Below are 11,796 nucleotides of genomic sequence, written 5' to 3' on the forward strand. Positions count from 1 at the left end.
CCGCCCGGGGGAGGGCCGACGGCCGTTTCCGGCGCGCCGTCAGCGTCCGGAGACGTCCGCGGCCGGAGGTGCTGGGCCGCGGGGCCGGCGGGGTCCGGAGCCCACGGGTGGCGGGCTCGGCCTCAGACCAGCCCGCCCGTCGCGCGGAGGTTCTGGCCGGTGATCCACCGGCCGTCCGGGCCCGCCAGGAACGCCACCACGTCGGCGATGTCGTCCGGCTGCCCCAGCCGCCGCAGCGGCGTGATCCCGGCGACCGTGTCGAGCGCCTCCGCCGGGTTGGTGCCGCGCAGCAGCTCGGTGTCGGTCGCCCCGGGCGAGACGGTGTTCACGGTGATGCCGCGCGGCCCGAGCTCCTGGGCGGCGACGGCGGTCAGCTGCTCGACCGCGCCCTTGCTCGCGACGTACGGGGCGCAGCCGGGGACGGACCGGACGGTGTTGGCGGTGGAGATGTTCACGATCCGGCCGCCGTCGCGCATCGACCGGGCCGCGTGGCGCACGGTCAGGAACACCGACCGCGCGTTGACCGCCATCACCCGGTCGAACTCGGCCGGCTCGGTCTCGGCGATGGTGGCCCGCGCGAAGGACGTCGCGGCGTTGTTCACCAGGATGTCCAGCCCGCCGAGCAGCTCCTCGGCCTCCCGCATCAGCCGCTCGGGCCCCTCCGGATCGGCCAGGTCCAGCCGGAGCGCGTGGACCGTCCCGCCCTCCGCCCGCACGGCCCGGACGACGTCGGCCGCCGCGTCCACGGCGGTGGCGAAGTTGAACACGACCTCGGCACCGTCACGGCACAGGCGCTCGACGACCGCCCGGCCGATGCCGCGCGATCCCCCGGTGACGACGGCGGCCTTGCCCTTCAGCACTGTTTCCTCCACAGGTGTGCGATGTTCGATCCCGGGACGAGCCGTACCCGAACGCACCCGGCCGTAGCCCTGTCCGTCCCCTGTCCGTCCCCTGCCCGTCCCCGGCTCCGTCTCTCAGGGGATCCGGAACTCCTGGGACTTGTTGCCAGGCGTGCAGGTGGCCATGGTGACCTGGTTGCCCGGGCCGTTGTCGGTCATGCAGGACTGGCCCATGTAGTCCTTCAGGTAGAACGCGCCCGGCGTACTCGCGGCGGCGACCGTCCAGTTGGTCAGCACGCTGAACCCGCCGGAGAGCGCCACCCGCCCGTCCGACTCCTGGACGAGGACCGGGCCGCTCAGGTTGCACGGGGTGAACTTGTACCAGCCGCCGGGGTCCGGGTCCGAGCGGACCCAGCCGTACGCGGTGTTGCCGCCCATGAGCACGCCCTGGCCGCCCGACGGGGTGTCCTTGGACAGGCCGAGCTTCTGCCCGGACGCGACGCTGACGATGGCGCCCCACTTGGTGCCGCCGCAGCCCGCCGGCGTGCCGGGCGTCTGCGGCGCCGGGTTGGCGGGCGGGGGCTGGTTGCCGGTGGCCGGCGGGGCGGGGGTGTTGGCCGGGGGCTGGGGCGCGGTGCCGCCGCTGGCGGTGCCCCCGCCGCCTGCGCCGCCGGTGCCGCTTGCCCGGGTGGGCGTGGCCTGGCCGGCGGCGTTCGGGACCGGGGTCGCGCTCGCCGGCGGGGTGGTGGCAGGTGGGGTGGTCGCGGGCGCGGTGGTGGCCGCCGGGGTCGTCGCGGCGGGGGCGGTCGTTGGCGGGGTAGTCGTACCGGCCGTGCCGGGGGCTGCGGCGGACGGCTGCTGTCCGGCCGGCCCCTGCGCCTGGGACTGGAAGGGCGCGTGGTCGATCAGCAGGGCGGTCGTGGTGCCGGCCGTGATGATCACCGGGATGACGATCGGGACGAGGAAGCCGCGCCGCTTCCTGCGCGCGGTCGGCTCGGTGGCGGCGGCGCGGGGCTCCACCGCGGGGACCTCGCCCGCCGGCTCGGCGGGTTTGGCGGGTTTGGCGGCCCGGGGAGTCGCAGCCGCGGCGCTTGGGGCGCCTGAGGCGCCTGAGGCGCTTGGGGCGCCTGAGGCGCCGATCGCCGCCCGCGCCGCCGCCGCCATCGCGGCCGCGTCGGCGAAGCGGTCCTCCGCCTTCTTCGCCAGCGCGGTGGCGACGAACGTCCGCACCTCCGGCGGGAAGTCCGCCGGCAGCTCCGGCGCGGGCTCCCGGATGTGCTTGAGCGCGACCTCGAGCACCGACTCCCCGTCGAACGGCGGCTGCCCGGTGAGCAGTTCGAAGGCGACCACGCCGATCGAGTACAGGTCGGAGGCCGGGGTGACGGCCTTGCCCTCGGCCTGCTCCGGGGCCATGTAGAGCGCCGTGCCGATCACCGCGTGCGAGGCGGTGATCCTGGTGCTCGCCACGGCCCGGGCGATGCCGAAGTCGGTCACCGTCACCCGGCCGTCCGGGCGGAGCATCAGATTGGACGGCTTCACGTCGCGGTGCACGATGTCCCGCCGGTGCGCGGCGTGCAGCGCGTCCAGCGCGGTGGCGAGCAGCCCGAGCGCCCGCTGCGCCGGCATCGGCCCGTCGTCGGTGAGCACCTGGTCCAGCGGCTGCCCGTCGACCAGCTCCATCACGATGTAGGCGATCCGGTCCTCGGCGTCCCCGCCGCTCTCGCCGTAGTCGTGCACGTCGACGATGCCGGGGTGCTTGAGTGCGGCCAGCAACTGGGCCTCGCGCCGGAACCGCTGGACGAACGCGCCGTCCTCGACCAGCCCAGGGTGCAGGATCTTCACCGCGACCGGGCGCGCCAGCACCTCGTCGTCGGCCCGCCAGACGGAGCCCATGCCCCCGCCGCCGATCCGCCCGGTCAGCGTGTACCGACCCCCGAGCACGGTCCCCCGGCTGCTCATGCCCTGCCCCCATGTGTCATGCCGGCTGTGTCATGCCCGGCCCAACCGGCCCACCCGGTCGCACAGTCTGCCAGAGAGGTCCATGCCTCCGGTCTCCGTCCCTGATCTTCGGAGGGTATCCCCGGCTGCAGCCGGGGAGGGAATCCGATCCTGAACCCGGCGGCGCGGAGCCGCCACATCACTGCGCGGCAGAAGGCCGACGGGGAGGTCGTGCCGTGTGTCAGTGGGGTGTGGCACGTTGATGACCGAGTCGAGAGGGGGTGGGTCGGATGATCCGTGCGTACGAGTTCCTCATCAGGCCCACCGTGGCCAGGAGCAGCAGCTCGCCGCGATGCCGCGCGACCACTGCGCGCTGTACAACGCGGCACTCCAGGAGCGGCGGGATGCCTTCCGGCACGTCTCCAGGACGACGGTCCGCTACGGCGATCAGTCCGGGCAGCTCAAGGAGATCCGGGCGTTCGAGGCGGACGCGTCGCCTGCGGCCACCGGGCGCACGCCGACACCGTAGGAGCCGTCAACGTTCTACGGGCCGGGCTGGCCCGTCGCGACACCCGGACGGGATGGCGAGAAGCCCCCGGCTCCAGGACTCCGTTGGGAAGTCCGAGCCGGGGGAGGAGTCACGCCACGGATCGCCCGCACCGCGTCGAGGGGTGTGCGATCCAACTCCGGCCGTGAGAAAGGCCGGTGGTCACGCGACCGGTTCGGCGACGTGCTCAGACGCCGGGGACGGCCTGCTTGGGGTCGGTGTGCCAGTTGGTGACGACCGGCTTGTCGACCTTGATGCTGCCGACCGGGATGCTCACCGGGTTGGGGTCCGCGTTGCCGATGGCGATGATGACGTCGCCGAACTCGACCGCCTGGTTGCCCTTGCTGCTCTTGGGGCTGACGCCCGCGTAGGCGGCCTTGGACCCGCTGAGGGTGATCGGCTCCCCGGCGGCCTGCTCGGCGTTGGCGGCCTCGATGCCGGTCGAGCCGAAGGCGATCGTCGGGTGCGCGCCGGACAGCGTGCAGGTGATGCCGGGCTTGGCCTTCGCCGTGATCAGTACGTAGCCGCCGGCCTGGGTCTCCAGCTTGGCGGAGAAGGTGAGGTCGTTGGCGCCGCAGGCCTGGCCGTAGCCGCCCTTGTCGCCGGGGGCCGGGGTCGAGGGCTTCGCCGTCCCGCCGGGCGAGGGCTTGGCCGAGGTGCCGCCGGACGCGCCGGACGCGCCGGACGTACTGCCGGAGGTCGGAGCGGGCGCGGCGGAGCCGGTGGCCCCGCCGGTCGCGGCCGCCGTGGTCGGGGCCGCGGTCGGAGCGGCGGCCGCCGAGCCGCTGTTGTCGGGCCCGCAGGCGGTGGCGGCGGCCGCGAGGGCGGCGACCGACGCGGCGGTGAGGGCGATTCGCGAGCGCATGGCGGTCCAACTTCCGTCTGCCGGGGGGTTCGTGTTCGTGTCCGGAGATGACGGTACGTCGGGATCGTTCACCGCCCGGTGCGCAAATCTTCCCGATCCTGTTTCAGCTGCGGGGGCTCCCGTCGTGGCCCAGCACCTCGCCGAGCGCCGTCAGGAAGCGGTCGGTGGTCTCCTCGTCCCGGACGGCGATGCGCAGCCAGTCCGTCCCGAGCCCCGGGAAGGTGTCGCCCCGGCGGACGGCGAAGCCGCGCTCGCGCAGCCGTTCGCGGACGACGGCCGCGTCCGGCAGTTCGACCAGCAGGAACGAGGCGGCCGGCTCCCCGTGCACCCGGACGGCCGGGAACGCGGCGAGCCCCTTCAGCAGGTGCTCCCGCCGGTCGCCCAGTTCGCGGGCCGCCTGCTCGGCCTCGGCCAGGGCGGCCGGCGTGCTGCACGCCTCGGCGGCGGCCAGGGCGGGGGTGGAGACCGGCCAGAGCGGCTGGGCGGCGGCGAGGCCGGCGATCAGCGGGGCCGGGCCGAGGACGTAGCCGATCCGCAGGCCGGCCAGGCCCCAGGTCTTGGTGAGGCTGCGCAGCACGACCACCTGGCCGGGGAGGTCCCGTACGCCGGCGAGGGATTCGGTCTCGCCTGGCACGGTGTCCATGAACGCCTCGTCGATCACCAGGGTGCGCCCGGGCCGGGCGAGGGCGGCGACGGCGGCGGCCGGGTGCAGGACGGACGTCGGGTTGGTCGGGTTGCCGAGGACGACGAGGTCGGCGTCGGCGGGCACGTCACCCAGCCGGAAGCCGTCGGCGGGGGAGAGCAGCACCCGCTCCACCGGATGCCCGGCGTCCCGCAGGGCTGCCTCGGGCTCGGTGAACTGCGGGTGCACCACGACGACCTGACGTGGCGCCAGGACGCGGGCGAGCAGCACGAACGCCTCCGCGGCGCCCGAGGTGAGCAGTACCTCCGCCACCGGGCGTCCGTGCCGGGCCGCGACGGCGGCGCGGGCGCTCGTCTGGTCGGGGTAGGCGGCCAGCTCGCCGAGCGTCGCCGCGAGGTGCTCGCGCAGCCACTGCGGCGGTGTGCCGGTGCGGACGTTGACGGCGAGGTCGACCAGGCCGAGGCCGTCGGCGCGCACCTCCGCGTCACCGTGGTGGCGGAGGTCGTGGTCGGCGGTGGTCACGGGCGGTCTCCATCCACGGGAGGAACTGCGGGCGGAACGGCGGGAACAGCGGCGGGCGGAGCGGCGTGAGGAACGGCGGGAACAGCGGCGGGCGGAGCAAGAGGCAGGCCGGGGACGCGGACGAGGTCGTAGCCGTCGGCCGGCGGCGGGTCGTACCCGAGGCCGTCCCCGAGCGCGACCAGGGCGACGGCCTCCCGCCGGGTGGCGAGTTCGACGGCCGCCCCGGCGCAGTCCTCGGCGGTGGAGGCGGTGAACCGGCGCGCGCCCGGCCGCAGGAAGCCCGCGGCGAGCTCCAACGCGCCCGGCGCTCCCACCACGGCCGTGGCGCGCCGCAGTTCGGCCTCGGCGCGCGGGACGACCAGGTCGCGCTCCCCGGGGCCGAGGCCGACCACCGCGAGCCGTCCGCGCACCGCCGCCCGGGCGACCGCGACCGTCACCGTCGCACTCTTCTGCTTGGGGACGACGATGGCGCCGCCGGGCGCACTCGCCAGCGCGGCGGCCTCCGCGACGCTCGTCGTACCGACCGCCGCTCCCACCGCGACGGACGGGTTCGGCACCGTCACGGCCGTGAGCTCCTCGGCCGTGTGCTCGTCCACCGGCAGGCCCAGCAGGGTGGCGGCCCGGCGGACGGCCGGGTGGTCGCCCTTGCCGGCCAGCGTGGCCAGCCGGGCGAGCGAGCCGTGGTCCAGGCCGGCCTCGGCGAGCACCCGGTGGATCAGCCGCGTCACCTCGGGCGGCGCGGTCGCCTCGCGCAGGCCGACCCCGACCACCAGGTCGCCGGCGCGCACGCGGGGGCGCGCGGGCAGCGGCGGGCACCGGAGCACGTCCTCGTCCGCTCCCCGGAGCGGCCGGTCGTCGTCGTAGCGCTCGACGGGCGCCGAACCGTCCGGCGCGAAGCGGTCCGCGGCTCGTCCGCCGGTGACCACCGGACAGGTGCCGAGCCGGGCCGACACCGCGCGGGCCAGGTCGTCCGCGCCCCCGTCACGCCCGGTCAGCGACACGGCGAAGCGCCGTTCCGGATCGACCGCCACCACGCCGACGCCGCCGAGCCCGTCGGCGCGCCGGCCGAGCCCGTCGGCCCCGCGGACCCCGCCGGCCGCGCCGATCTCGGCGGCCCCGTCGGGCGCGCGCCAGTCCGGTCCGGCAGGCGGGCGGCGCAGCAGCAGTAGCCGTACGATCGATCCGACGGGCGCGAAACAGACCAGCTGCCGGCACTCGCCCAGGGCGCGTTCCAGGACGTCACCCGGGCTCTCGCCGCCATCCTCCACCCGGTACACCGTGCTGCCGGCCGACCACAGCGCGTGCAGTTCCCCGGCGAGCGGGCGACCGGCCTCGCCCATGGCCAGCAGCCCGATCACGTCGCGTTCCCTTCACCCGGCGGTCGCCCGCCGGCCGCCCGGCAGCCGTCCGTCAGCGGCCCGCCGGCCGTTCGTGGACCGGTCGACGGCCCGTGAAATCCCACCACGCCCGTCACGGACGGGTCAATCGAGGCGCCTGTGACCTCCGCCGCCCCCCACCGCCACCCCACGACGGCTGTTCGCCTGTTCTTCATGTTCCTCCGGCGGTGACCGCCACCGCCGCCCTCCTACTGTTTGCGGCGCTCGACCGGCACCACCCCCCACCGGGGTCCCCGGCCCCGGCCCGTCCCGACACACGGAGGACACCATGCCCTTCGCACTCCGCACGAACAGCGGCCGCCCCCGCCGCGCCCGCCGCACCCTGACCGCCCTGGGCGCCGGCCTCGGCCTCGTCGCCGGCTCGCTCGGCCTCTGGGCCGCCACCGGCACCGCCGCCCAGGCCGCCGCCCTCCCCGCGCCCGACCACGTGGTCGTCGTCGTGCTGGAGAACCACGCCTACTCGCAGATCATCGGCAGCTCCAGCGCGCCGTACATCAACAACACCCTCAAGGCCGGCGGCGCCAACCTCACCCAGTCGTTCGGCCTCACCCACCCCAGCGAGCCCAACTACTACCAGCTGTTCTCCGGCTCCAACCAGGGCCGCACGGACGACAGCTGCGTGCCGGTCGGCTCGATCAGCGCCCCCAACCTGGGCTCCGAGCTGATCGCCGCCGGCAAGACCTGGGGCAGCTACAACGAGGGCCTGCCGAGCCAGGGCTCGACCGTCTGCAGCAGCGGCAAGTACGCCCAGAAGCACAACCCGTGGTTCGGCTTCAGCAACGTGCCGACCAACACCGCGTACACCATGACGCAGTTCCCGACCGACTACACCACGCTGCCGAAGGTCTCCTTCGTCGTGCCCGACCTGTGCAACGACATGCACGACTGCTCGGTCTCGACCGGTGACACCTGGGTCAAGAACAAGCTCGGCGCCTACGCGACCTGGGCCCAGACCCACAACAGCATCCTCGTCCTGACCTTCGACGAGGACAACAAGCTCTCCGGCAACCGCATCCCCACCCTCTTCTACGGCGCCCACGTCACCCCGGGCTCCTCCACGGCCACCACCTACAACCACTACAACGTGCTGCGCACCCTGGAGGACCTCGCCGGGCTGACCACCCACGCGGGCAACGCCAACACCGCCGCCACCATCACCGGCATCTGGAACTGACGCCCGTGTACGTCGCGGACTCCCGCAGCTCCAAGGCCCCCGCCCCGGCCCCCCGGCCGGGGCGGGGCCCCCTCCGGCCCGGGGGCGGCTCAGGGGGGAGGGCGGCCGCCCGGGCCGCCGTACCGGGCACCGTGCTGGCCCTCGGGACCGTCAGCCTGGTCACCGACGTCTCCTCCGAGATGGTCAGCGCCGTCCTTCCGCTCTACCTGCTCGCCGGGCTCGGCCTCTCCCCGCTCGGGTTCGGGCTGCTGGACGGCATCCAGAACGGCTTCAGCGCCCTCGTCCGGCTGGCCGGCGGCCACCTCGCCGACCGGCGCGGCGCGGACGGCGAACGCCGCCACAAGGCGGTCGCGGTGGTCGGGTACGGGCTGTCCGCGCTCTGCAAGCCGCTGCTGCTGCTCGCCCACACCGTCCCCCTGATCGGCGCCGTGCTCGCCGTCGACCGCACCGGCAAGGGCCTGCGCACCGCCCCCCGCGACGCGATGATCTCGCTCGCCACCGAACCCGAGCACCGGGGCCGGGCGTTCGGCGTCCACCGGGCGATGGACACGGCCGGCGCCCTGCTCGGCCCGCTCGCCGCCTTCCTGGTGCTCCGCCTGGCCGGCGGCCCGCTGCTCGCCGACGGCGGCGAACGGCACGGCTACGACGCGGTGTTCACGGTCAGCGCCTGCGTGGCCCTGCTCGGCGTGCTGGTGCTGCTGCTCTTCGTGCCGAACCGCATCCTGGGCGGCGAGAACGAGGGTGACGAGCCGTCGGCCGGCTCCCCGCGGCTGCGTGACGGCCTCGCCCTGCTGCGCCTGCCCGGCCTGCGCCGGCTCGCCGTCTGCGCGGTGCTGCTCGGCCTGACCACCGTCAGCGACTCCTTCCTCTACCTGCTCGTGCAGCGCCGGCTCGGCCTCGCCACCGACCTCTTCCCGCTGCTGCCGCTCGGCACGGCCGCGGCGTTCCTGCTGCTCGCCGTCCCGCTCGGCGCGCTCGCCGACCGGATCGGCCGCACACTGCTCTTCCTGGCCGGCCACGGCCTGCTGCTGCTGGCGTACGGGCTGCTGCTCTCGCCGCTCAGCGGGCTGCCGGCGGTGCTCTGCGTGCTGGTGCTGCACGGCGCGTTCTACGCCGCGACCGACGGCGTGCTGGCCGCCGCCGCGGCCGACGCCGTCCCGGCCGACCAGCGGGGCGCCGGGCTCGCCCTGGTCGGCACCGGGCAGGCGCTCGCCCGGTTCGCCTGCTCGCTGGTGTTCGGCGCGCTGTGGAGCGCGGTGGGCGGCACCACCGCGCTGGCCTGGTCGGCGGCCGCCCTGGCCTGCTGCGTGGCCGGGGCGTCCCTCGTCCTCCGCGAACCCGCGGCCGCCGTTTCCGGGCCCGCCGCCACCGGACCTGTTGTCTCCGCGCCCGCCGCCACCGAACCCGCCGCCGCCGAAGCCCCCACCGATCCCGAGGTGCCGTCGTGACCGAGCCCCTGCAGAACCGCACCAGGGTGCTGATCCTGCTCGTCGCCGTCCTGCTGCTCGGCACGGTCGGCACCGGCGCCGTGCTGTACGCCTCCGACCGGGCCGCCGAGCGGGACCAGGTCCAGCCCGGCGGCCCGGTGGTCACCCCCGGCCCGGTCGTCCTCCGGCCGGGCCCCGCCCGCACGCTCGTCTTCCGCAACCTGGCCTGGGGCCCGCACCGCGACGAGCTCGCCACCGTCCCCGCCGACCACCCGGACGGCCCGCGCACCTCCTCCGGCGTCCAGTGCCTGCGCTTCCACACGGCGGGCGGCACCGGCATCTGCCTGCAGTCCGAGCGCGGCGCGCTGCAGGACAGCTACCGGGCGGTGGTGCTGGACGACCACCTGAAGGAACTGCGCTCCTTCCCCGCCGCCGGCATCCCCACCCGCTCCCGCGTCGCACCCTCCGGCCACCTCGCCGCGTGGACGGTCTTCGTCAGCGGCGACTCCTACGCCGGCACCGACTTCTCCACCCGCACCTCGATCGTCGACGTCCGCGACTGGAACCTCCGGGACAACCTGGAGACCTTCGACGTCATCAAGGACGGCAAGCCCTACCGGGCACCCGACGTCAACATCTGGGGCGTGACCTTCGCCGACGACAACACCTTCTACGTCACCGTGGCCACCGGCGGCCAGACCTACCTGGCCCGCGGCGACCTCGGCGCCCGCACCCTCACCACCCTCCACCAGAACGTCGAGTGCCCCTCGCTCTCCCCGGACGGGACGCGGATCGCCTACAAGAAGCGCGTGGCCGGCGCCCCCGCGGACGCGCCCTGGCGGCTCTACGTGCTCGACCTCGCCACCATGACCGAGACCGCCACCGCCGAACAGCGCAACATCGACGACCAGGCACTCTGGTCCGACGCCTCGACGCTGCTGTACGCCCTCCCCGGCGACTTCGGGGCCGATCTGTGGACGGTTCCGGCGGACGGCGGCGGCGCCGCCGCCCGTGTGCTCGAAGCGGCGGTGGCCCCGGCCCATCCGGGCTGATGGGGTCGGTTGGTACCTCCCGGAACTTCGAGCGTAGGGTCCACGTCGAGCATTCCGAGTGGCCCGAGGCGGGGGAGCTGGAGCGGTGAAGGACACGGGGCGCACTGTGCCCGAGCGGATGGTCAGCGACTCCTGGCCGGCGCTGCACGGCCGGCCGGTGCTGCGGCGGACGGTCGCGATCAGCCTCGTGCTCTGCATATCGGCGGCCGCGGCCCTCGCCGTCCGCGGCGTCAACGCGCTCACCCTCGGACGCGGCGTCATCGAGACCGACCGCGACCGCGCCGAACTGCTGGCCGGCCTCCACCCCTCCCAGCACCCGGGCGCGGGCCGCTACTACGTACCGGTGGGCGCGGTCTACACGCACCTGGCGGACGGCGCGCCGGTCGCCTACCTGCACTACCGGCTGGTCGGCGGCCAGGACGTCGGCCTGGGCGACTTCCTCCGCACCTACGACCTGCCCGCCCCGGGCCCGAGCGCCCCCCTGCCCGCCGACCTGACGGCGGCCCTCGGCGGCGACGAACCGGCCGAGGCCCTGGAACTGGCCGAGCCGTCTCCCCTTCCCCCCGCCTCCCCGTCCCCATCGGCTTCCCCCACCCCGCCCCCGCCCCCGCCGTCGCCGCCACCGTCGCCCGAGCCCACCGCGACGGAGTCAGCGAGCCCCTCGCCCTCGCCGTGCAATGACGACGAGGAGCCCACCGACGAGGCCGACCCGGACCCTTCCGAAACGCCCGCAGCCGCCCACCCCTCCACCGGCCTCCAGGCGGCCGACGAGCCCTCACCCCCGCTCCCGAGCGAGACCCCGACACCAACCCCCACCGCGACCCCCGTCCCCACCCGCGCCCCCGCCGCCCGCCGCATCTACGTCTCCCACATCCCCAGCGCCCTCCCCGGCGCCGCCGACGTCTACGTCCGCGCCACCGGCTGAGGCGGCCCCGGGCCCGGGCGTCCGGCAGCATGCTCACCGACGCCGCGTACGGGCCCGTGTCGCAGCTTCGTGACAGCCCGTCCGTCGGCCGACGGTCTGCGCCCACCCGTCCGATAGCCTGACCGCTCTGGGTTCGGGGGGTGACGGTGCGTAACGCGGGCTTGGTGCACCAGGTGCGGATGCTGCGGGCGGGGGTGGGTGACCCGGCGTTGATGGTGGCGCAGTTCCGGTTGAGTGCGGTGCTGGTGCCGCGTTGGGGTGAGGAGGCGGTGTGGACCGCCGATCACGAGGGCCTGCGGTGGATCTACGCGTTCTCGTCGGAGGAGGAACTCGCGGCGTTCGCGCGGCTGAAGGACCTCCCGGTGGACGGGCTGCCGTATCTGACGGTGCTGGGTTCGCGGTTGCTGGACGTGGCGGTGCCGGCGTTGGGGGTGCCGGGTGGGGTGGCGTTGGACGCGGCGGGGGCG

The 11,796-nt window shown here is 75.3% G+C and carries 10 protein-coding genes and 1 pseudogene; 6 read left to right on the forward strand and 5 right to left on the reverse strand.

The window, feature by feature from the left end:
- Nucleotides 1–122: 122 nt before the first annotated feature.
- On the reverse strand, nt 123–860 hold the full coding sequence (locus tag ACFVHB_RS39090) for a glucose 1-dehydrogenase (RefSeq protein WP_380332545.1): 738 nt from the start codon (nt 858–860) through the stop codon (nt 123–125).
- Between the two features lie 114 nt (nt 861–974).
- Nucleotides 975–2,798, reverse strand: coding sequence for a serine/threonine-protein kinase (locus tag ACFVHB_RS39095; protein ID WP_380332548.1), 1,824 nt, complete (start codon nt 2,796–2,798; stop codon nt 975–977).
- Nucleotides 2,799–3,067: 269 nt separating this feature from the next.
- Between ACFVHB_RS39095 and ACFVHB_RS39100 the strand changes: the two are divergent.
- Nucleotides 3,068–3,267 (forward strand): annotated as a pseudogene (locus ACFVHB_RS39100) (RNA-guided endonuclease TnpB family protein); the annotation flags it as partial.
- Nucleotides 3,268–3,511: 244 nt separating this feature from the next.
- Here the strand turns inward: ACFVHB_RS39100 and ACFVHB_RS39105 are convergent.
- From ACFVHB_RS39105 to ACFVHB_RS39115, 3 genes are all read right to left on the reverse strand, one after another.
- Nucleotides 3,512–4,189, reverse strand: coding sequence for a hypothetical protein (locus ACFVHB_RS39105; protein ID WP_380332551.1), 678 nt, complete (start codon nt 4,187–4,189; stop codon nt 3,512–3,514).
- Nucleotides 4,190–4,292: 103 nt separating this feature from the next.
- The gene (cobC, locus tag ACFVHB_RS39110; RefSeq protein WP_380332553.1) at nt 4,293–5,354 is read right to left on the reverse strand and encodes an Rv2231c family pyridoxal phosphate-dependent protein CobC; all 1,062 of its coding nucleotides are present in this window, start codon (nt 5,352–5,354) and stop codon (nt 4,293–4,295) included.
- Nucleotides 5,351–6,712: a cobalamin biosynthesis protein gene (locus ACFVHB_RS39115; RefSeq protein WP_380332556.1), complete on the reverse strand. Its 1,362-nt coding sequence runs from the start codon at nt 6,710–6,712 to the stop codon at nt 5,351–5,353. Before ACFVHB_RS39115 ends, cobC begins: the two co-directional genes overlap by 4 nt.
- Nucleotides 6,713–7,019: 307 nt before the next feature.
- Between ACFVHB_RS39115 and ACFVHB_RS39120 the strand changes: the two genes are divergently transcribed.
- From ACFVHB_RS39120 to ACFVHB_RS39140, 5 genes are all read left to right on the forward strand, one after another.
- Nucleotides 7,020–7,925 carry an alkaline phosphatase family protein gene (locus tag ACFVHB_RS39120; RefSeq protein WP_380332559.1) on the forward strand — a complete coding sequence of 302 codons (906 nt, stop codon included), beginning with the start codon at nt 7,020–7,022 and terminating at the stop codon, nt 7,923–7,925.
- 5 nt (nt 7,926–7,930) lie between these two features.
- On the forward strand, nt 7,931–9,373 hold the full coding sequence (locus ACFVHB_RS39125) for an MFS transporter (RefSeq protein ID WP_380332562.1): 1,443 nt from the start codon (nt 7,931–7,933) through the stop codon (nt 9,371–9,373).
- 8 nt (nt 9,374–9,381) lie between these two features.
- A complete protein-coding gene (locus ACFVHB_RS39130; RefSeq protein ID WP_380332571.1) occupies nt 9,382–10,404 on the forward strand; it encodes a TolB family protein in 1,023 nt (340 codons plus the stop codon).
- Nucleotides 10,405–10,489: 85 nt separating this feature from the next.
- Nucleotides 10,490–11,329 carry a hypothetical protein gene (locus tag ACFVHB_RS39135; RefSeq protein WP_380332565.1) on the forward strand — a complete coding sequence of 280 codons (840 nt, stop codon included), beginning with the start codon at nt 10,490–10,492 and terminating at the stop codon, nt 11,327–11,329.
- A 140-nt stretch (nt 11,330–11,469) separates the two neighbouring features.
- Nucleotides 11,470–11,796 (forward strand): hypothetical protein (locus ACFVHB_RS39140; protein WP_380332568.1); only part of this gene is annotated, 327 nt, incomplete at its 3' end.

Origin of the sequence: Kitasatospora sp. NPDC127111, assembly GCF_042677465.1 — a bacterium.
GTDB lineage: Bacteria > Actinomycetota > Actinomycetes > Streptomycetales > Streptomycetaceae > Kitasatospora.